Genomic DNA, 21,174 nt, shown 5'->3' on the forward strand with positions numbered 1-21,174 from the left:
ACTCGCGGAGACCACCAGTGACAACCATCACCCCCGACCCCGGGAACCGGAACGAGAACGTCCGTTCCTCCGGCCCCTCACTTCGCGAGAGGGCAGGTGCGCCCGGTACGCTCACCGCCGTGCCCCACGCTGAACAGTCCCGAACGACCCAGAAGGACGCGCCTGTGAACTACCCGGGAGCGCCCCGCCCGGACCGGCTGCGGCCGACGTCCCTGGCCACGCTCGCAGACCGGCTGGGAGCCGAACCGCCGGGCACCGGCGACGTCACCGGCATCACCCACGACTCCCGGGCCGTGCGCCCCGGGGACCTGTACGCGGCCCTGCCGGGCGCCCGGCTGCACGGCGCCGACTTCGCCGCCCAGGCGGCCGGCCTCGGCGCTGCGGCGATCCTCACCGACCCCACCGGCGCCGAGCGCGCCCGGGCCACCGGGATCCCGGTGCTGGTCACCGAGAACCCGCGCGGCCGGATGGGCGAACTCGCCGCCGAGATCTACGGCCGGCCCGGCGCCGACCTCCTCCAGATCGGCATCACCGGCACGTCCGGCAAGACCACCACCGCCTACCTCGTCGAGGGCGGCTTCCGCGGCGCGGGACGCCCCACCGGGCTCATCGGTACGGTGGAGATGCGGATCGGCGACGAGCGCATCAAGTCCGAGCGCACCACGCCCGAAGCCACCGACCTCCAGGCCCTGTTCGCCGTCATGCGCGAACGCGGCGTCGACGCCGTCACCATGGAGGTCTCCAGCCACGCGCTGGTACTCGGCCGGGTCGACGGCTGCGTCTTCGACGTCGCCGTCTTCAACAACCTCAGCCCGGAGCACATGGAGTTCCACTCCGGCATGGAGGACTACTTCCAGGCCAAGGCCCAGCTGTTCACCCCGCGGCTCAGCAAGCGGGGCGTCGTCAACTACGACGACGAGTACGGCCGCAGGCTCGTCACCGAGGCATCCGTGCCCATCACGACCTTCTCCGCCGAGGGCCACCCGGACGCCGACTGGCGCGCCGAGGACGTCGTCGTCGGCCAGCTCGGCTCCACCTTCACCGTCGTCGGCCCCGACGGCGAGCGGGCCGACGCCAAGGCCCCGCTCCCCGGCCCGTTCAACGTCGCCAACACCCTGGCCGCGATCGTCACCCTCGCCGTCGCCGGCGTCGACCCGCAGACCGCGGCCGACGGCATCGCGACCGTGCCCGGCGTGCCCGGCCGGCTGGAGCGGATCGACGCCGGACAGCCCTACCTCGCGCTCGTCGACTACGCGCACAAGACCGACGCCGTCGAGTCCGTGCTGCGCTCCCTGCGCAAGGTCACCAAGGGCAAGGTGCACATCGTCCTCGGCTGCGGCGGCGACCGCGACACCACCAAGCGCGGCCCGATGGGCGCGGCGGCCGCCCGGCTCGCCGACACCGCCGTCCTGACCTCCGACAACCCCCGCTCCGAGGACCCCCTCGGCATCCTCGCCGCCATGCTGGCCGGCGCCGCCGAGGTCCCCGTCCACGAGCGCGGTGACGTCCTCGTCGACGCCGACCGCGCCGCGGCCGTCGCCGCCGCGGTGGCCCGGGCCGAACCCGGCGACACCGTGCTCGTCGCAGGCAAGGGCCACGAGCAGGGCCAGGACGTCCACGGCGTCGTCCGCCCCTTCGACGACCGGGTCGTCCTGCGCGAGGCCATCGAGCGCTCCCTGGGGCACGACGGCGCCGACCCCCGTGCCTCCCACCACGAGAACAACAGTCAGGGATGACCAAGTGATCGCCCTTTCCCTCGCCGAGATCGCCGAAATCGTCGGCGGGCAGACGCACGACATACCGGATCCGGCAGCGACCGTCAGCGGGCCGGTCGTCATCGACTCCCGCAAGGTGACGCCCGGCAGCCTGTTCGTCGCCTTCGCCGGCGAACGGGCCGACGGCCACGACTACGCCGAGCGCGCCGCCGAGGCGGGCGCGGCCCTCGTCCTGGCCACCCGTCCCGTCGGTGTGCCCGCGATCGTCGTCGACGACGTCGTGGCGGCCCTCGGCGCGCTCTCCCGCGCTGTCGTCCGCCGCCTCGGCGCCACCGTCGTCGCCCTCACCGGCTCCGCGGGCAAGACCTCCACCAAGGACCTCATCGCCCAGCTCCTGGAGCGCAAGGGGCCCACCGTCTACCCGGAGGGCAACCTCAACAACGAGATCGGCCTGCCGCTCACCGCGCTGCGCGCCACCGACGAGACCAGGCACCTGGTCCTCGAAATGGGCGCCCGCTACATCGGGGACATCCGCTACCTCACCGGACTCGTCCCGCCGCGCATCGGCCTCGTGCTCAACGTCGGCAGCGCGCACATCGGCGAGTTCGGCGGCAAGGAGCAGATCGCCCAGGCCAAGGGGGAGATGGTCGAGTCGCTGCCCGAGGACGGCATCGCCGTGCTCAACGCCGACGACCCCCTCGTACGCGCCATGTCCTCCCGTACCAAGGCCCGGGTCGTCCTCTTCGGCGAAGCCGCGGATGCGGACGTACGGGGCGAAGACGTGCGACTCACCGACGACGGACGCCCCGCGTTCCGCCTCCACACACCCACCGGGTGCAGCGACGTGACCATGCGCCTGTACGGTGAGCACCACGTGTCGAACGCGCTCGCCGCGGCCGCCGTCGCCCATGAGCTGGGCCTGTCCGCAGACGAGATCGCCGAAGGGCTCTCCGAGGCGGGCACCCTCTCCCGCTGGCGCATGGAGGTCACCGAGCGTCCGGACGGCGTGACGTTCGTCAATGACGCCTACAACGCCAACCCCGAATCCGTGAAAGCCGCGCTCCGCGCGCTGGTCGCCATGGGGAAGGGGCGTCGTACGTGGGCGGTGCTCGGCCTGATGGCCGAGCTCGGCGACGCCTCGCTCGCCGAGCACGACGCGGTCGGACGGCTCGCCGTCCGGCTCAACGTCAGCAAGCTCGTCGCGGTCGGGGGCAGAGAAGCCTCCTGGCTGCAACTGGGCGCATACAACGAGGGTTCGTGGGGTGAGGAGTCGGTGCACGTGTCCGACGCACAGGCTGCCGTCGACCTGTTGCGCAGGGAACTGCGCCCGGGAGACGTCGTGCTGGTGAAGGCGTCCCGGTCGGTCGGCCTGGAGCAGGTCGTAACGGCACTGCTGGAGAACGCGACCGAGGGCGAGGTCGCGGGCCGATGAGGCAGATCCTCTTCGCGGGAGCCATCGGGCTCTTCCTGACCCTGGTCGGCACACCGCTGCTGATCAAGCTCCTGGCCCGCAAGGGATACGGGCAGTTCATCCGCGACGACGGCCCGCGCACCCACGGGTCCAAGAAGGGCACGCCCACGATGGGCGGCATCGCCTTCATCCTGGCGACGCTCATCGCGTACTTCCTGGCGAAGGTGATCACCGGCGAGGAGATGCGCTTCTCCGGTGTGCTGGTCCTCTTCCTGATGGCCGGCATGGGACTCGTCGGCTTCCTCGACGACTACATCAAGATCGTCAAGCAGCGCTCGCTCGGTCTGCGGGCCAAGGCGAAGATGGCCGGCCAGCTGATAGTCGGGATCGCCTTCGCGGTGCTCTCGCTGCAGTTCGCCGACGCCCGCGGCAACACCCCGGCCTCCGACAAGCTCTCGTTCGTCGAGGACTTCGGCTGGTCGATCGGCCCGGTGCTCTTCGTCGTCTGGGCGCTGTTCATGATCCTCGCCATGTCCAACGGCGTGAACCTGACGGACGGTCTGGACGGCCTGGCCACCGGCGCGTCGGTGATGGTCTTCGGCGCGTACACCTTCATCGGGCTCTGGCAGTTCCAGGAGTCCTGCGCCAACGCCGGAACCCTCACGAACCCGAGCGCCTGTTTCGAAGTGCGCGACCCCCTCGACCTCGCGGTCGTGGCCTCGGCGCTGATGGGCTCCTGCTTCGGCTTCCTGTGGTGGAACACCTCGCCGGCCAAGATCTTCATGGGGGACACCGGTTCGCTCGCCCTCGGCGGCGCGCTCGCGGGCCTCGCGATCTGCTCGCGCACCGAGTTCCTGATGGCCGTCCTCGGCGGACTCTTCGTGATGATCACGATGTCCGTCGTCATCCAGGTCGGCTCGTTCAAGATGACCGGCAAGCGCGTCTTCCGCATGGCACCGCTCCAGCACCACTTCGAACTCAAGGGGTGGTCCGAAGTCCTTGTGGTGGTCCGCTTCTGGATCATCCAGGGCATGTGCGTGATCGTCGGACTCGGCCTCTTCTACGCAGGATGGGCAGCCAAGAAGTGAGCAACGTGGACTGGCAGGGCAAGCACGTCACGGTCGCCGGACTCGGGGTCTCCGGGATCCCGGCGGCCCGGGTGCTGCACGGCCTCGGCGCCGTCGTCACCGTCGTCAACGACGGGGAGGACGAGCGCTCCCGCGCCCAGGCCGCCGAGCTGGAGGCGCAGGGCATCGCCGTGCGCCTCGGCGACGGCGACACCCTGCCCACGTCCACCGAGCTCGTCGTCACCGCCCCCGGCTGGAAGCCCGGCAAGCCGCTGTTCGCCGCGGCCGCCGAGGCGGGCGTGCCGGTCTGGGGCGACGTCGAACTCGCCTGGCGGCTGCGCGGTCAGGACGGCCGGGAACCGGCGCCCTGGCTCGCGGTCACCGGCACCAACGGCAAGACCACGACCGTACGGATGCTCGCCTCCATCCTGGAGGCCGCCGGACTGCGCACCGCCGCCGTCGGCAACATCGGCGTCTCGCTGCTGGACGCCGTCCTCGGCGACGAGCCCTACGACGTCCTCGCCGTCGAACTCTCCAGCTACCAGCTGCACTGGGCGCCCTCCCTGCGCGCCCACTCCGCCGCAGTGCTCAACCTGGCCCCCGACCACCTCGACTGGCACGGCTCCATGGAGGCGTACGCCGCCGACAAGGGCCGGATCTACGAGGGCAACCGGGTCGCCTGCGTGTACAACGCCGCCGACCCGGCCACCGAGGACCTGGTGCGCGAGGCGGACGTCGAGGAGGGCTGCCGGGCCATCGGCTTCACCCTCGGCACGCCGGGGCCCTCCCAGCTGGGCGTCGTGGACGGCATCCTCGTCGACCGGGCCTTCGTGCAGAACCGCCAGAAGCAGGCCCAGGAGCTGGCCGAGGTCGCGGACGTCAATCCGCCGGCCCCGCACAACATCGCCAACGCCCTGGCCGCCGCGGCCCTGGCCCGCGCCTACGGCGTCGAGCCCGCCGCCGTGCGCGACGGGCTGCGCAACTTCCGCCCGGACCCGCACCGCATCGAGCACGTCGCGGACGTCGGCGGCGTCGCGTACGTGGACGACTCCAAGGCCACCAACACGCACGCCGCCGAGGCATCCCTCGCCGCCTACGACTCCATCGTCTGGATCGCCGGCGGGCTGGCCAAGGGCGCCACCTTCGACGAGCTGGTGACCGGCTGCGCCAAGCGGCTGCGGGGCGTCGTGCTGATGGGCGCCGACCGCGCCCTGATCCGCGAAGCCCTCGCGCGACACGCGCCCGAGGTCCCTGTGGTCGACCTCGACCGGACCGACACTGGGGCGATGTCCGAGGCGGTCCGCGAGGCGGCAGGGCTCGCCCGGCCGGGAGACACCGTACTGATGGCCCCGGCCTGCGCCTCCATGGACATGTTCGTCAACTACAACAAGCGGGGCGAGGCCTTCGCGGACGCCGTCCGCGCACGCGCCGCCGAGAGCGCCTGACGGGTCCGGCCGCCGCGCCGCACCGTCCCGGCCCACCGGGGCGCGTACGGCTGCGCCGGGGCGGTGCCGCGGCGCCGGAGCCCCGGGCACGAGCAGTGGAGGGGACAGGGACATGCCGGCCGAAGAGAGCGTGCGGGTACGGCCCGCTGCCAAGGCCCGGCGGCCCGCGGCGGTGCGGGCCCGGAGCACGGGCGGCCCCCGCAGCCCGCGCGGCGGCGGTGTGCGGCGGCTGTACGAGCGGGCACGGCGGGCCTGGGACCGCCCGCTGACGGCGTACTACGTGATCCTGGGCGCCGGACTGCTGATCACCGTGCTCGGCCTGGTGATGGTCTACTCCGCCTCGATGATCAAGGCGCTGGAGCTGGGCAAGCCCGGCACCTACTTCTTCCGCAAGCAGTTCCTGGCCGCCGTGATCGGGGCCGGGCTGATGGCGGCCGCCGCCCGGATGCCGGTCAAGCTGCACCGCGCGCTGGCCTACCCGCTGCTCATGGGCGCCGTCTTCCTGATGGTCCTGGTCCAGGTGCCGGGGATAGGGATGTCGGTCAACGGCAACCGCAACTGGCTCTACCTGGGCGGGCCCTTCCAGCTCCAGCCCAGCGAGTTCGGCAAGCTGGCCCTCGTCCTGTGGGGAGCCGACCTGCTCGCCCGCAAACAGGACAAGCGGCTGCTGACCCAGTGGAAGCACATGCTGGTACCGCTGGTGCCGGTCGCCTTCATGCTGCTCGGACTCATCATGCTCGGCGGTGACATGGGCACTGCGATCATTCTCACGGCCATCCTGTTCGGCCTGCTCTGGCTGGCCGGTGCGCCGACCAGGCTCTTCGCCGGAGTGCTCGCCACCGCCGGCCTCATCGGCTTCCTGCTGATCAAGACGAGCCCCAACCGCATGTCCAGACTGGACTGCATGGGCGCCAGCGAGCCCGGGCCCGGCGGCTCCTGCTGGCAGGCCGTGCACGGGATCTATGCTCTGGCGTCGGGCGGATGGTTCGGATCGGGCCTCGGTGCGAGTGTGGAAAAATGGGGCCAACTGCCCGAACCCCACACCGACTTCATCTTCGCCATCACCGGGGAGGAACTGGGGTTGGCGGGGACGCTGTCGGTGCTCGCCCTCTTCGCGGCTCTAGGCTATGCGGGTATCCGCGTGGCGGGACGCACGGAGGACCCCTTCGTGAGGTACGCAGCGGGAGGTGTGACCACCTGGATCACGGCGCAGGCCGTGATCAACATCGGTGCGGTGCTCGGCCTGCTGCCGATCGCCGGTGTCCCGCTCCCGCTGTTCTCCTACGGGGGGTCGGCCCTGCTGCCGACCATGTTCGCCGTCGGGCTGCTGATCGCGTTCGCGCGGGACGAGCCCGCCGCGAAGGCGGCCCTGGCCGTGCGGAGGCCCGGGGTGAGATGGAAGACGATGAGACGGCGCGTCAAGAAGCGTTCGTCCGGAGAGCGGTGAATTTCGGTGCATGTCGTACTCGCCGGCGGGGGGACCGCCGGCCACATCGAGCCCGCGCTTGCCCTCGCGGACGCCCTGCGCAGGCAGGACCCGAGCGTGGGGATCACCGCTCTCGGTACGGAGCGGGGACTGGAGACCAGGCTCGTACCCGAGCGGGGGTACGAACTCGCCCTCATCCCGGCCGTACCGCTGCCGCGCAAGCCCACCCCCGAACTCATCACCGTCCCGGGCCGGCTGCGCGGCACCATCAAGGCCGCCGAGCAGATCCTGGAACGCACCAGGGCCGACTGCGTGGTCGGCTTCGGCGGTTACGTGGCCCTGCCGGGCTACCTGGCGGCCAAGCGGGCCGGCGTCCCGATCGTGGTCCACGAGGCCAACGCCCGGCCCGGCCTGGCCAACAAGATCGGCTCGCGGTACGCGCACGGCGTCGCCGTCTCCACGCCGGACAGCAAGCTGCGCGGCGCCCGCTACATCGGCATCCCGCTCCGCCGCACCATCGCCACCCTCGACCGGGCCCGCGTACGCCCCGAGGCGCGCGACGCGTTCGGCCTCGACCCCAACCTGCCCACGCTGCTGGTCTCCGGCGGCTCGCAGGGCGCCCGCCACCTCAACGAGGTGGTGCAGCGCGTCGCCCCGCTGCTCCAGCGCTCCGGCATCCAGATCCTGCACGTGGTCGGACCGAAGAACGAATTGCCGCGCGTGGACAACATGCCCGGGATGCCCCCCTACATCCCGGTACCGTACGTGGACCGGATGGATCTCGCGTACGCCGCGGCCGACATGATGCTCTGCCGCGCGGGCGCGATGACCGTCGCCGAACTCTCCGCCGTCGGACTGCCCGCCGCCTACGTCCCGTTGCCCATCGGCAACGGCGAACAGCGGCTGAACGCCCAGCCGGTGGTCAACGCCGGCGGCGGTCTGCTGGTGGACGACGCGGCGCTGACCCCGGAGTGGGTGCAGGGCAACGTCCTGCCGGTGCTGTCCGATCCGCACCGGTTGTATGAAATGTCCCGTGCCGCCGCAGAGTTCGGCCGCCGGGACGCCGACGATCTGCTGGTCGGCATGGTGTACGAGGCGATTGCCGCACGCCGTAACGCGTGAGGCGGGCGGGTCCGGGGGCACCGCCCCCGGACCCGGCATAAGGAGCGAGCGTGGCCGGACCGACGACCGCCCAGCGCGGTGCAGGGAAGCAGGAGGACGCCCCGGAACGGCCGCCGCGCCCGGGTCCCGAGGGGCGCCGCATCACCCGGCGCCGGCTGCTGGTCCTGATCGCCGCGGCCGTGCTGCTGCTCGGCTCCGGCGCGGTCTGGGTGCTGTACGGGTCCTCCTGGCTGAGGGTCGGGCAGGTCAGGGTGACCGGCGTCCGGGTGCTGACGCCGGCCGAGGTGGAGCGCGCGGCCGCGGTGCCGATGAACGCCCCGCTGGTCTCCGTGGACACCGGCGCGATCGAGAAGAGGTTGCGCCAGAAGTTGCCTCGTATCGACTCGGTGGATGTCGTTCGGTCATGGCCGCACGGCATCGGACTTAAGGTGACCGAACGACAGCCGGTCCTGTTGGTCGAAAAGGGCGCGAAGTTCATCGAAGTGGACGCCGGGGGCGTGCGCTTCGCGACGGTGGACAAGGCGCCCGCGGGCGTACCCCTGCTGGAAGTGGCCACCGGTCACTCCGCGAGTCTGCGCCGCTTCGGCGGCGACCGGCTGGTGCGGGAAGCGGTCCGGGTGGCGGGTGATCTCCCGGGCGGTGTCGCCGAGGACACCCGGGTCGTCCGGGTCGCCTCGTACGACGCCATCTCCCTGGAACTCACCGGAGATCGAACGGTGCTGTGGGGGAGCGGTGAAGCGGGTGCGGCGAAGGCGCGAGTCCTCACCGCTCTCATGAAGGCCGCCCCCAAAGCGGGACACTTCGACGTGAGTGCACCCACCGCCCCCGCGGCATCGGGTAGTTGACGCACATTTGGCCTGGCCAGCACCCTGGTTGGTCAGCGCTACGGGTGATCACATAGGGTGAAAAGAAAAACGGGAGGTTCGGCGTGTTCGTTGAACGTGCGCCACTTGTCGACTTAGTGTCCTGTTCGGAAGAGTCCATGAAGCAGACACACTGGTAACCCTAAACTTGAACGTTAGGGTTTGGGTCGGCGTTCGGACCGTCCCAATCGGCATCCGTCGTCGCGGCGGGATCACCGCGAAGCGACGACACGTAACTCGAGGCGAGAGGCCTTCGACGTGGCAGCACCGCAGAACTACCTCGCAGTCATCAAGGTCATCGGTGTCGGCGGCGGTGGTGTCAATGCCATCAACCGAATGATCGAGGTCGGTCTCAAGGGCGTCGAGTTCATCGCGATCAACACGGATGCGCAAGCCCTGTTGATGAGCGACGCCGACGTCAAGCTCGACGTCGGCCGTGAACTCACCCGCGGCCTCGGCGCCGGGGCGAACCCGGCCGTCGGTCGTAAGGCGGCAGAGGACCACCGTGAGGAGATCGAGGAGGTCCTCAAGGGGGCCGACATGGTCTTCGTCACCGCAGGCGAAGGCGGCGGCACCGGCACCGGTGGCGCACCCGTCGTCGCCAACATCGCGCGCTCGCTCGGCGCCCTGACGATCGGTGTGGTCACCCGCCCGTTCACCTTCGAGGGCCGGCGTCGCGCGAACCAGGCGGAAGACGGCATCGCCGAACTCCGCGAAGAGGTCGACACCCTCATCGTCATCCCCAACGACCGGCTCCTGTCCATCTCGGACCGCCAGGTCAGCGTGCTCGACGCATTCAAGTCGGCCGACCAGGTGCTGCTGTCGGGTGTCCAGGGCATCACCGACCTCATCACCACGCCGGGCCTGATCAACCTCGACTTCGCCGACGTCAAGTCGGTCATGTCCGAGGCCGGATCGGCGCTCATGGGCATCGGCTCCGCCCGCGGCGACGACCGCGCGGTGGCCGCCGCGGAGATGGCGATCTCCTCGCCGCTCCTGGAGGCGTCCATCGACGGCGCCCGCGGTGTCCTGCTCTCCATCTCCGGCGGCAGCGACCTCGGTCTCTTCGAGATCAACGAGGCCGCCCAGCTGGTGAGCGAGGCGGCGCACCCGGAGGCGAACATCATCTTCGGCGCGGTCATCGACGACGCCCTCGGCGACGAGGTGCGCGTCACCGTCATCGCGGCGGGCTTCGACGGCGGACAGCCGCCGGCCCGGCGGGAGATCGCGCTCGGCGGCAACACCGCCAAGCGCGAGGAGCCGGCCCCGACGCCGGTCCGGGCCGCCGAGCCGGTGCGTCAGTCGGGCGGGCTCGGTTCCGTCCCGCCGCGCGAGGAGTCGCCGGCGCAGGCCGAGCCGGCTCCGGCGGCGGGTGAGACCCACCTTCCACCGGTCGTCTCGCCGCCGCACGTCCCGCCGGCCCGTCCCTACTCGGACTCCCAGGCCGAAGAGCTGGACGTACCGGACTTCTTGAAGTGATAGGTCCGCACGACGCAGTGAGCTCGAAGGTTTCTGTCTTTTCGCGGGGCGGCGCTCATTTCTCCTTCACCGACAGGTGGGGCGGAGTGAGCGCCGCCCCGTACGCGGAGCTCAATCTCGGCGGCGCGGTCGGCGACGACCCCACCGCCGTTCTCGCCAACCGGGAGCGCGCCGCGCGTGCCCGGGGCATCGATCCGGCGCGGGTCGTCTGGATGAACCAGGTGCACGGCCGCGACGTGGCCGTGGTCGACGGGCCCTGGGGCGACGCCCCGGGGATTCCCGCCGTCGACGCCGTGGTCACCGCGCGCCGCGGCCTCGCGCTCGCCGTACTCACCGCGGACTGCACGCCCGTCCTGCTCGCCGATCCGGAGGCCGGTGTCGCCGCCGCGGCGCACGCGGGCCGGCCGGGGCTGGTCGCCGGTGTCGTGCCGGCCGCGGTCGAGGCCATGGTCCGGCTCGGCGCGGAGGTCTCCCGGATCACCGCCCGTACCGGGCCGGCCGTCTGCGGGCGGTGCTACGAGGTGCCGGCGGCGATGCGGGACGAGGTCGCCGCGCGCGTGCCCGGTTCGTGGTCCGAAACGAGCTGGGGCACCCCGGCGGTGGACGTCACCGGCGGCGTGCACGCGCAGCTGGCGGCGCTCGGCGTCACCGACCGGCACGCGTCGCCCTTCTGCACCCTTGAATCGGGCGACCACTTCTCGTACCGACGCGACCGCACCACCGGGCGGCTCGCCGGATATGTCTGGCTGGACTGATAGGGCATGACGGAACGCAAGGACGAACTCGCCGCGAATCTGGCGCGGGTGGACGACCGGATCGCCTCGGCCTGCGCCGCGGCCGGGCGCCCGCGGGAGGACGTGACCCTGATCGTGGTCACCAAGACCTACCCCGCGAGCGATGTGCGGATTCTGCACGGACTCGGTGTGCGTCAGGTCGCGGAGAACCGCGACCAGGACGCCGCCCCCAAGGCAGCCGCATGTGCGGATCTGTCCCTCTCCTGGCACTTTGTCGGTCAATTGCAGACCAACAAGGTTCGTTCGGTGGCCGGTTATGCCGATGTCGTGCAGTCGGTGGACCGTACGAAGCTGGTGACCGCCCTCTCGTCGGCGGCCGGACGCGGCGGCCGCGAACTCGGCTGCCTGATCCAGGTGGCGCTCGACGCGGAGAGTGGGGAGCGGGGTGCGCGCGGAGGCGTGGCCCCGGACGGGATCGAAGAGTTGGCCGACGCGGTCGCCGACGCGCCCGGGCTGCGACTGGACGGACTGATGACCGTCGCGCCGCTCGCCGGGCCGTTCGCCGGACGCCAACGGGCCGCGTTCGACCGGCTGATGGAATTCTCATCCCGGCTGCGCGGGAACCATCCTGCTGCGAACATGGTCTCTGCAGGGATGAGTGCGGACCTCGAGGACGCGATCGCGGCCGGAGCGACACATGTGCGCGTCGGTACTGCGGTACTCGGAGTCCGCCCCGGCCTCGGGTAACGTCGCCAAGCAAGTCGGACCACAGCAGAAAATATGGTCATTACCGCCCAGGGCGGGCAGGCCGGAGTGGATCGCGGGCACTTGGTGACAGATGCCGATCCACCACAGAGCGGAGGACTCAGAGCATGGCCGGCGCGATGCGCAAGATGGCGGTCTACCTCGGCCTCGTGGAGGACGATGGGTACGACGGCCCGGGGTTCGACCCCGACGACGAATTCGAACCCGAGCCGGAGCCCGAACGCGACCGGCGTCGGCACCAGCCCGCGCATCAGGTGGAGCGGGACCGGGAGCGTGACGAACCGGTCCGCGCGGTCCAGCCGCCGGCGCAGCGGGAGCCCGTCCAGATCCCGGCGGAGCGCGAGCGACCCGCCCGGATCGCACCCGTGGCATCCATCACACCTGAACGCCCGAACATGGAGAAGAACGCACCGGTGATCATGCCCAAGGTCGTGTCCGAGCGGGAGCCCTACCGGATCACCACGCTGCACCCCAGGACCTACAACGAGGCCCGTACCATCGGGGAACACTTCCGTGAGGGCACTCCGGTGATCATGAATCTCACGGAGATGGACGATACGGACGCGAAGCGACTTGTCGACTTTGCCGCGGGACTCGTCTTCGGTCTCCATGGCAGCATTGAACGAGTGACACAGAAGGTGTTCCTGCTGTCTCCTGCTAACGTCGATGTCACGGCGGAGGACAAGGCCCGTATCGCAGAGGGCGGATTCTTCAACCAGAGCTGAGAACACGACACCGGGAACGACCCGGCCGAGAGGCCGGCGCTACGAGAGCCAGGGGAGAGGGAAGCGCGAGAGATGGGCGTCGCACAAAGTGTTGTCTACATCGCGTTGATGTGTTTCCTCATCGTGCTGATCTTCCGGCTCGTCATGGACTACGTCTTCCAGTTCGCACGTTCATGGCAGCCGGGCAAGCCGATGGTGGTCGTCCTCGAGACCACGTACACGGTCACCGATCCACCGCTCAAGCTCCTGCGGCGGTTCATCCCGCCGCTGCGTCTCGGGGGCGTGGCACTCGACCTGTCCTTCTTCGTTCTGATGATCATCGTTTCCATCCTGATCAGCATCGTGATCAGGCTGTGAGCGATACGGTCCTGCCGACTGCCGACGACTACGTAGAGGTGAAGAAGAGATGCCGCTGACTCCCGAGGATGTGCGGAACAAGCAGTTCACGACGGTCCGCCTCCGAGAGGGCTACGACGAGGACGAGGTCGATGCCTTCCTCGACGAGGTCGAGTCGGAGCTGACCCGCCTGCTCCGTGAGAACGAGGACCTGCGCGCCAAGCTGGCCGCCGCCACGCGTGCCGCCGCGCAGAACCAGCAGCAGGGTATGCGCAAGCCGCCGGAGCAGCAGGACCGGCCGGGTGCCCCGGTGCCCGCCGCCATATCGGGCCCGCCGGTCCAGCAGCAGCCCCCGCAGATGGGTCCCCCCCAGCTGCCCGGTGGTGCTCCGCAGCTGCCCGCCGGTCCCAGCGGCCACGGCCCCCAGGGTCCGCACGGTCCCGGTCCGCAGGGCCCCCACGGCCCCGGCCCGATGCAGGGCGGTCCCATGGGCGGACCGATGGGCGGCCCCATGGGCGGTCACAACCCGCAGCAGCAGATGCAGCAGATGCAGCAGCCGCCGCAGATGCAGCAGCAGGGCCCCGGTGGCGACAGCGCCGCCCGTGTCCTGTCCCTCGCCCAGCAGACCGCCGACCAGGCGATCGCGGAGGCCCGTTCCGAGGCCAACAAGATCGTCGGCGAGGCCCGCAGCCGCGCCGAGGGCCTGGAGCGGGACGCCCGCGCCAAGGCGGACGCGCTGGAGCGGGACGCGCAGGAGAAGCACCGCGTGGCGATGGGCTCGCTGGAGTCGGCCCGCGCGACGCTGGAGCGCAAGGTCGAGGACCTGCGCGGCTTCGAGCGCGAGTACCGGACCCGTCTGAAGTCCTACCTGGAGAGCCAGCTGCGTCAGCTGGAGACCCAGGCTGACGACTCGCTGGCTCCGCCGCGCACCCCGGCCGCCGCTTCGCTGCCGCCGTCGCCCTCGCTGGCTCCGGCCGGTGCGGGCGCCATGGGTCACACCATGGGCGGCAACCATGGCGGTCAGCCGATGGGCGGCGGCAACCCGTCCATGGGCGGTGGCCCGTCGTACGGCGGTCAGCAGCAGATGTCCCCGGCGATGACGCAGCCGATGGCGCCGGTGCGGCCGCAGGCGCCGCAGCCGATGCAGCAGGCGCCGTCGCCGATGCGGGGCTTTCTGATCGACGAGGACGACAACTGAGCGGGGCGCGCTCGTTGGGCGCGTAGCCGTCGGCAGGCTGAGGGCCGGGCCCCGGGGTTTTCCCCGGGGCCCGGCCCTTTTGCGTACGCGGCCCGCTGCTCGGGGCTTGTTCCCCACCCCGCCCCTTCCCGTAACCGGGGCTCCGCCCCGGACCCCGCGCCTCAAACGCCGCGAGGCTGAAGGTTGCGGCGGGGCCGGAACGGGAGAGGGCCCGGCCGGAACGTTCTCCGGCCGGGCCCAGGGCGCGGGTTACGCCTGCGTCTTGCGGAGGCGGAACGTCAGGGACAGGCCCTCGTCCTCGAACGGGGCACCGTACGCGCCGTCCGCCTCGCCCTCCGCGTAGTCCAGCGCCAGCACCTCGTCCGCGATGAGCGCCGCGTGCTCGGTGAGGGCCTCCGTCGTCGCGGGGGACGTGGAGGTCCACCGGACGGCGATGCGGTCCGCGACGTCGAGGCCGCTGTTCTTGCGGGCCTCCTGGATCAGGCGGATCGCGTCACGGGCCAGGCCCGCCCGCCGCAGCTCCGGGGTGATCTCCAGGTCCAGGGCGACCGTCGCGCCCGAGTCGGAGGCGACGGACCAGCCCTCGCGCGGGGTCTCCGTGATGATGACCTCGTCGGGGGAGAGGGTGACCGTCTCGCCGTCGACCTCCACCGAGGCCGTGCTCTCGCGCAGGGCCAGCGACAGGGCCGCCGCGTCCGCGTTCGCGACCGCCTTGGCCACCGCCTGGACGCCCTTGCCGAAGCGCTTGCCGAGCGCCCGGAAGTTCGCCTTGGCCGTGGTGTCGACGAGCGAGCCGCCCACCTCGGAGAGAGAGGCCAAGGAGGAGACGTTCAGCTCCTCCGTGATCTGCGCGTGCAGCTCCGGCGAGAGGCGCTCGAAGCCCGAGGCGGCGACCAGGGCGCGGGAGAGCGGCTGACGGGTCTTGACGCCCGACTCGGCACGCGTGGCCCGGCCCAGCTCCACGAGGCGGCGTACGAGCGCCATCTGCGCCGAGAGGGCGGGGTCGATCGCCGCCGGGTCCGCCTTCGGCCAGGACGACAGGTGCACCGACTCCGGCGCGTCCGGGGCGACCGGCACGACCAGGTCCTGCCAGACCCGCTCGGTGATGAACGGGGTCAGCGGGGCCATCAGCCGGGTCACCGTCTCGACGACCTCGTGCAGCGTGCGCAGCGCCGCCTTGTCGCCCTGCCAGAAGCGGCGGCGGGAGCGGCGCACGTACCAGTTGGACAGGTCGTCGACGAACGCGGACAGCAGCTTGCCGGCGCGCTGGGTGTCGTAGCTCTCCAGCGCCTGGGTGACCTGGTCGACCAGGGTGTTCAGCTCGCCGAGCAGCCAGCGGTCCAGGACCGTGCGGTCGGCGGGCGCCGGGTCCGCGGCCGAGGGCGACCAGTCGGTCGTACGGGCGTACAGGGCCTGGAAGGCGACCGTGTTCCAGTACGTGAGGAGCGTCTTGCGGACGACCTCCTGGATCGTGCCGTGGCCCACCCGCCGGGCCGCCCAGGGCGAGCCGCCGGCCGCCATGAACCAGCGCACCGCGTCGGCGCCGTGCTGGTCCATGAGCGGGATCGGCTGGAGGATGTTGCCCAGGTGCTTGGACATCTTCCGGCCGTCCTCGGCGAGGATGTGGCCCAGGCAGACGACGTTCTCGTAGGACGACTTGTCGAAGACCAGCGTGCCGACGGCCATCAGCGTGTAGAACCAGCCGCGGGTCTGGTCGATGGCCTCCGAGATGAACTGCGCCGGGTAGCGGCTCTCGAAGATCTCCTTGTTCTTGTACGGGTAGCCCCACTGCGCGAACGGCATCGAGCCCGAGTCGTACCAGGCGTCGATGACCTCCGGGACGCGGTACGCCTCCAGTTGGCAGCTCTCGTGGGTGCAGGTGAACGTGATCTCGTCGATGAACGGCCGGTGCGGGTCCAGGCCCGAGAGGTCCGCGCCCGACAGCTCGCCCAGCTCCGCGCGGGAGCCCACGCAGGTGAGGTGGCCGTCCTCGCAGCGCCAGATCGGCAGCGGGGTGCCCCAGTAGCGGTTGCGGGAGAGCGCCCAGTCGACGTTGTTGGTCAGCCAGTCGCCGAAGCGGCCGTGCTTGACCGAGTCCGGGAACCAGTTGGTCTTCTCGTTCTCCTGGAGCAGCCGCTCCTTGACCGCCGTCGTACGGATGTACCAGGAAGGCTGCGCGTAGTACAGCAGCGCGGTGTGGCAGCGCCAGCAGTGCGGGTAGCTGTGCTCGTACGGGACGTGGCGGAAGAGGAGGCCGCGGTCGTTCAGGTCCTCGGTCAGGGCCTCGTCGGCCTTCTTGAAGAAGACGCCGCCGACCAGCGGCAGGTCCTCCTCGAAGGTGCCGTCGGGGCGGACCGGGTTGACCACCGGCAGGCCGTACGCCTTGCAGACCAGGAGGTCGTCGGCGCCGAAGGCGGGGGACTGGTGGACCAGACCCGTACCGTCCTCGGTCGTCACGTACTCGGCGTTGACGACGTAGTGCGCCTCGGCCGGGAAGTCCACGAGGGCGAAGGGGCGCTCGTACGTCCAGCGCTCCATCTCGCGGCCCGTGAACGACTGGCCGGTGAGCTCCCAGCCCTCGCCGAGCGCCTTCTCGACCAGCGGCTGCGCGACGACGAGCTTCTCCTCGCCGTTCGTCGCGACGACGTAACGGACTTCGGGGTGCGCGGCGACGGCGGTGTTGGAGACCAGGGTCCACGGGGTCGTCGTCCAGACCAGCAGCGCCGCCTCGCCGGCCAGCGGGCCCGAGGTGAGCGGGAAGCGCACGAAGACCGAGGGGTCGACGACCGTCTCGTAGCCCTGCGCCAGCTCGTGGTCGGACAGGCCGGTGCCGCAGCGCGGGCACCAGGGGGCGACACGGTGGTCCTGGACCAGCAGGCCCTTGTTGAAGATCTCCTTCAGCGACCACCACACGGACTCGACGTACTCGGGGTCCATCGTGCGGTACGCGTCGTCGAGGTCGACCCAGTAGCCCATGCGGGTCGTCAGCTCGGCGAAGGCGTCGGTGTGCCGGGTCACGGACTCGCGGCACTTGGCGTTGAACTCGGCGATGCCGTACGCCTCGATGTCCTTCTTGCCGTTGAAGCCCAGCTCCTTCTCGACCGCCAGCTCGACCGGCAGGCCGTGGCAGTCCCAGCCGGCCTTGCGGCCCACGTGGTAGCCCTGCATGGTCCGGAAGCGGGGGAAGACGTCCTTGAAGACGCGGGCCTCGATGTGGTGGGCGCCGGGCATGCCGTTGGCGGTCGGCGGGCCCTCGTAGAAGACCCACTCGGGGCGGCCCTCGGACTGGTCGAGGCTCTTGTCGAAGACCTTGTTCTCGCGCCAGAAGTCGAGCACGGCGTGCTCGAGCGCGGGCAGGTCGACCTGGGCGGGTACCTGGCGGTACTGCGGCGATGTCATGTGCGGGCTTCCTCCGGCGGACGTCTTCCACTTCCGTCGGAGGGACGAGAACCGGCTCCGGTCCCCGCGGTACCACCCTCCTTGGCCCCGGGCGTGCGCCCCGGGCCCCCTCATTGGGGTGCGATGCCGGTTCTACTGGCCCCTCGGGGGCTTTCTTCCGGCGGCTCCGGGGTGATCTTCACGACGCGCTCGCCCCCGGGCTCCCACCGTCCCCGGGTCGCTGCTGGCTGCGTACGACGCTACTCGTCCCATCCACGCCTCTCGCTGGGGCCAGTGTACGGGCCCGGGGGCAGGGCGTCCGACCGGTTTACGCGGGGCCCGGCGTGACCCGAATGGCCACACGGGCCGTACGGACCCGGGGCGCGGCCCGGCGCGCGCCGGAAAGCCGGATTACCCGGCGGGGAGCTGGGCACAACGGATGCAGGCGCGCAGTGATCCGGAGACGGGGAGGGGCGGTGCGGCGGCGTGCCCCGTTGCCGCGGGGCCGGGGTCGACTTATCGTCCCAGCACGACTCGCGAGCAAGATCACAATGCGTGAAGGGGCCGCGGCCATGGTGGAGAAGAAGCCCGGCAGGAAGGCGCCGGCGAAGAAGGCCGCGGCGAGGAAGACGGCGTCCGCCGCTACGGCGGCGGACGGGAAGCCGGAGTCCGCCGGGCACGCGGAATCCGGCGGGGACACGGCGTCCACCGGGAAGAAGGCCTCCGCCGAGAAGGCGGCGGGCCGGAAGACCACGGCGAAGAGGACCGGGGCCGCCGAGGCCCCGGCGAACACGGGGGCGGCCGAGGCCGCCGAGCAGACGGGAGCCCACACGGTGGTAGCCAAGAAGAGCGCGGCCGGTACCCGGACCGCGGGCGGGGACACGGCACCCGTGCCGCCCGCCCGGGTCTCCACGGCCCCGGGAGACCTGGCCGTACGGCCGGGCGAGGACCCCTGGACGCCGGAGGAGGTCGCGTCCGCGCGGGACGAGCTGACCGGGGAGAGCACCCGGCTCCGCAACGAGCTGGAGGCGTCGGGACTGGCGCTGGCCGGGCTGATGCGGGACTCCGGCGACGGGGCGGGCGACGACGAGGCCGACACCGGCACCAAGAACATCACCCGCGAGCACGAGATGCAGCTCGCCGCCAACGCCCAGGAGATGCTGGACCAGACCGAGCGCGCCCTGGCCCGGCTGGAGGCCGGTACGTACGGGCTCTGCGAGGTCTGCGGCAAGCCGATCGGCAAGGCGCGGATGCAGGCGTTCCCCCGCGCCACCCTGTGTGTCGAGGACAAACAGAAGCAGGAGCGACGAGGCTGATCCGCACTGGTGTGTCGTACCCTCGTTCTCTGTCGGGAACTAGCTTGAGGGACTCACGTGGCAGAGGCGGAGCGCATCATCGGTACGCCGGACATCACCGGGGCTGAGGGAAGCGGAGAGACCGGGCCGGACGGCGCGGCCGCTTCCCCGGACCCGGTCGCGCCGGAGGCGGCGGACACCGGTGCCACGGCCGCGGACGCGGCGGTCGACCGTTCGCCGGCCACCCGCCGCCGGCGGATCATCCTGCTGTTCTGCGTCGCGGTCGTCGCCTACCTGCTCGACCTCGGCAGCAAGATGCTCGTCGTGGCGAAGCTGGAGCACCAGGAGCCGATCGAGCTCCTGGGCGACTGGCTCAAGCTCGACGCCATCCGCAACGCGGGCGCCGCGTTCGGCTTCGGCGAGGCGTTCACGATCATCTTCACGATCATCGCGGCGACCGTCATCGTGGTCATCGCGCGGATCGCGCGCAAGCTGTACAGCCTGCCGTGGGCCATCGCGCTCGGCCTGCTGCTCGGCGGAGCGCTCGGCAACCTCACCGACCGCATCTTCCGGGCGCCCGGCGTGTTCGAGGGCGCGGTGGTGGACTTCATCGCCCCCGCCCACTTCGCCGTCTTCAACCTGGCCGACTCCGCGATCGTCTGCGGCGGCATCCTGATCGTCCTCCTCTCCTTCAAGGGCCTGGACCCCGACGGCACCGTGCACAAGGACTAGTCGGCCGGGCACAGGACCGGCCCGGCGCGAGGACCGGCGGGCGCAAGGCATACTCGACTGGTGAGTACGCAACCCGAGGTCCGCACCCTGCCCGTCCCCGATGGCCTGGAGGGCGAGCGCGTCGACGCCGTCATCTCCCGGATGTTCGGTTTCTCCCGCACCAAGGCCGCCGACCTGGCCGCCGCCGGCAAGGTGCAGGTGGACGGCTCGGTGGTCGGGAAGTCCGAGCGGGTGCACGGCGGTGCCTGGCTCGAAGTGGAGATGCCGCAGGCGCCCGCACCGGTGCAAATCGTCGCCGAGCCCGTCGAGGGCATGGAGATCGTCCACGACGACGACGACATCGTGGTCATCGCCAAGCCCGTCGGCGTGGCCGCGCACCCCAGCCCCGGCTGGACCGGCACCACCGTCATCGGCGGCCTCGCCGCCGCCGGGTACCGGATCTCGACCTCCGGCGCCGCCGAGCGCCAGGGCATCGTGCACCGCCTCGACGTCGGCACCTCCGGGCTGATGGTCGTCGCCAAGTCCGAGCGTGCCTACACCTCGCTGAAGGCCCAGTTCCGCGACCGGGTCGTCGAGAAGAAGTACAACGCGCTGGTCCAGGGCCACCCGGACCCCATGAGCGGCACCATCGACGCCCCCATCGGCCGCCACCCCAACCACGACTACAAGTGGGCGGTCGTCGCTGACGGCAAGGCATCGGTGACGCACTACGACCTCATCGAGGCGTACCGGGCCGCCAGCCTCCTCGACATCAAGCTGGAGACCGGCCGCACCCACCAGATCCGGGTGCACATGTCCGCCCACCGCCACCCCTGCGTCGGCGACCTCACCTACGGCGCCGACCCCACCATGGCCAAGCGCCTCGGCCTGACCCGGCAGTGGCTGCACGCGGTCAGGCTGGGCTTCGAGCACCCCGCCGACGGGAGCTGGGTCGAGTTCACCAGCACCTACCCCGACGACCTCCGGCAGGCGCTGGACCGGATCGCGGCGGAGAGCCAGTGAGGGCCGGGCCGCTCGCGTACACCACCCGGACCGTCACGGACGAGCAGGACCGCGCCGCGTGCTTCCAGGTGCGCAAGGAGGTCTTCGTCGGTGAGCAGAACGTGCCCGAGGAGATCGAGTACGACGCCTTCGACGCGGACGCGGTGCACGTCATAGCCGTCGCGGCCGACGGCACCGCGCTCGGCACCGGCCGGCTGCTGCACGGCCCCGCCGCCGCGGCGCACAACGGCGTGGACACGACCGTCGGCTCGCTGGGCCGGCTCGCGGTCGGCAAGGAGGCGCGCGGCCTCGGGGTCGGCGCCGCCCTGGTGCGGGCCGTCGAGGACGCCGCCCGGAACCGGGGCCTGGCCGCCGTCGACCTGCACGCCCAGACGCACGCCCTCGGCTTCTACGAGCGCCTCGGCTACGAGCCGTACGGCCCCGAGTTCATGGACGCCGGCATCCCGCACCGGGCGATGCGCCGGGCGATCTGACGCCCCGC

General features: G+C 71.3%; 18 protein-coding genes. 17 read left to right on the forward strand and 1 reads right to left on the reverse strand.

The window, feature by feature from the left end; genetic code table 11:
- Window positions 1–17 precede the first annotated feature (17 nt).
- The 13 genes from BLW14_RS23805 (at window position 18) to BLW14_RS23870 (ending at window position 14,286) form a co-directional block, all read left to right on the forward strand.
- Window positions 18–1,736, forward strand: a complete 1,719-nt coding sequence (locus BLW14_RS23805; protein WP_093709220.1) for a UDP-N-acetylmuramoyl-L-alanyl-D-glutamate--2,6-diaminopimelate ligase — start codon at window positions 18–20, stop codon at window positions 1,734–1,736.
- A 4-nt stretch (window positions 1,737–1,740) separates the two neighbouring features.
- Window positions 1,741–3,147 carry a UDP-N-acetylmuramoyl-tripeptide--D-alanyl-D-alanine ligase gene (gene murF / locus BLW14_RS23810; protein WP_093709221.1) on the forward strand — a complete coding sequence of 469 codons (1,407 nt, stop codon included), beginning with the start codon at window positions 1,741–1,743 and terminating at the stop codon, window positions 3,145–3,147.
- Window positions 3,144–4,214 carry a phospho-N-acetylmuramoyl-pentapeptide-transferase gene (gene mraY, locus BLW14_RS23815; RefSeq protein ID WP_093709222.1) on the forward strand — a complete coding sequence of 357 codons (1,071 nt, stop codon included), beginning with the start codon at window positions 3,144–3,146 and terminating at the stop codon, window positions 4,212–4,214. The genes murF and mraY overlap by 4 nt, the downstream gene beginning before the upstream one ends.
- On the forward strand, window positions 4,211–5,638 hold the full coding sequence (gene murD, locus BLW14_RS23820) for a UDP-N-acetylmuramoyl-L-alanine--D-glutamate ligase (RefSeq protein WP_093709223.1): 1,428 nt from the start codon (window positions 4,211–4,213) through the stop codon (window positions 5,636–5,638). Before mraY ends, murD begins: the two co-directional genes overlap by 4 nt.
- Before the next feature lie 112 nt (window positions 5,639–5,750).
- Complete coding sequence (gene ftsW, locus BLW14_RS23825; RefSeq protein ID WP_093709224.1) at window positions 5,751–7,085, forward strand: putative lipid II flippase FtsW; 1,335 nt, start codon at window positions 5,751–5,753, stop codon at window positions 7,083–7,085.
- Window positions 7,086–7,091: 6 nt separating this feature from the next.
- Window positions 7,092–8,186 (forward strand): undecaprenyldiphospho-muramoylpentapeptide beta-N-acetylglucosaminyltransferase, encoded by a 1,095-nt coding sequence (gene murG, locus BLW14_RS23830; RefSeq protein ID WP_093709225.1) that lies wholly within the window; start codon window positions 7,092–7,094, stop codon window positions 8,184–8,186.
- Between the two features lie 50 nt (window positions 8,187–8,236).
- Window positions 8,237–9,031: a cell division protein FtsQ/DivIB gene (locus BLW14_RS23835; RefSeq protein ID WP_093709226.1), complete on the forward strand. Its 795-nt coding sequence runs from the start codon at window positions 8,237–8,239 to the stop codon at window positions 9,029–9,031.
- Window positions 9,032–9,307: 276 nt separating this feature from the next.
- Window positions 9,308–10,528: a cell division protein FtsZ gene (gene ftsZ / locus BLW14_RS23845; protein ID WP_093709228.1), complete on the forward strand. Its 1,221-nt coding sequence runs from the start codon at window positions 9,308–9,310 to the stop codon at window positions 10,526–10,528.
- A complete protein-coding gene (gene pgeF, locus BLW14_RS23850) occupies window positions 10,525–11,283 on the forward strand; it encodes a peptidoglycan editing factor PgeF (RefSeq protein WP_177154082.1) in 759 nt (252 codons plus the stop codon). The genes ftsZ and pgeF overlap by 4 nt, the downstream gene beginning before the upstream one ends.
- Before the next feature lie 6 nt (window positions 11,284–11,289).
- Window positions 11,290–12,009 (forward strand): YggS family pyridoxal phosphate-dependent enzyme, encoded by a 720-nt coding sequence (locus BLW14_RS23855; RefSeq protein WP_093709230.1) that lies wholly within the window; start codon window positions 11,290–11,292, stop codon window positions 12,007–12,009.
- A 125-nt stretch (window positions 12,010–12,134) separates the two neighbouring features.
- Window positions 12,135–12,752, forward strand: a complete 618-nt coding sequence (locus BLW14_RS23860; protein WP_018104459.1) for a cell division protein SepF — start codon at window positions 12,135–12,137, stop codon at window positions 12,750–12,752.
- 72 nt (window positions 12,753–12,824) lie between these two features.
- Window positions 12,825–13,109: a YggT family protein gene (locus BLW14_RS23865; protein ID WP_093709231.1), complete on the forward strand. Its 285-nt coding sequence runs from the start codon at window positions 12,825–12,827 to the stop codon at window positions 13,107–13,109.
- 49 nt (window positions 13,110–13,158) lie between these two features.
- Window positions 13,159–14,286, forward strand: a complete 1,128-nt coding sequence (locus BLW14_RS23870) for a DivIVA domain-containing protein (RefSeq protein ID WP_018518689.1) — start codon at window positions 13,159–13,161, stop codon at window positions 14,284–14,286.
- A gap of 249 nt (window positions 14,287–14,535) precedes the next feature.
- Here BLW14_RS23870 and ileS read toward each other — a convergent pair whose 3' ends face one another.
- Window positions 14,536–17,685, reverse strand: coding sequence for an isoleucine--tRNA ligase (gene ileS, locus BLW14_RS23875; RefSeq protein ID WP_093709232.1), 3,150 nt, complete (start codon window positions 17,683–17,685; stop codon window positions 14,536–14,538).
- 551 nt (window positions 17,686–18,236) lie between these two features.
- Here ileS and BLW14_RS23885 point away from each other — a divergent pair.
- From BLW14_RS23885 to BLW14_RS23900, 4 genes are read left to right on the forward strand one after another with little or no spacing between them, the layout of a single operon-like run.
- Window positions 18,237–18,980: a TraR/DksA family transcriptional regulator gene (locus tag BLW14_RS23885; protein WP_093709233.1), complete on the forward strand. Its 744-nt coding sequence runs from the start codon at window positions 18,237–18,239 to the stop codon at window positions 18,978–18,980.
- Window positions 18,981–19,037: 57 nt separating this feature from the next.
- Window positions 19,038–19,691, forward strand: a complete 654-nt coding sequence (lspA, locus tag BLW14_RS23890) for a signal peptidase II (RefSeq protein WP_093709234.1) — start codon at window positions 19,038–19,040, stop codon at window positions 19,689–19,691.
- Between the two features lie 60 nt (window positions 19,692–19,751).
- A complete protein-coding gene (locus BLW14_RS23895) occupies window positions 19,752–20,693 on the forward strand; it encodes an RluA family pseudouridine synthase (RefSeq protein WP_093709235.1) in 942 nt (313 codons plus the stop codon).
- Window positions 20,690–21,166, forward strand: coding sequence for a GNAT family N-acetyltransferase (locus BLW14_RS23900; protein WP_093709236.1), 477 nt, complete (start codon window positions 20,690–20,692; stop codon window positions 21,164–21,166). The genes BLW14_RS23895 and BLW14_RS23900 overlap by 4 nt, the downstream gene beginning before the upstream one ends.
- The last annotated feature ends 8 nt before the right edge of the window (window positions 21,167–21,174 follow it).

This window comes from Streptomyces sp. 2131.1, assembly GCF_900105515.1.
GTDB lineage: Bacteria > Actinomycetota > Actinomycetes > Streptomycetales > Streptomycetaceae > Streptomyces > Streptomyces drozdowiczii.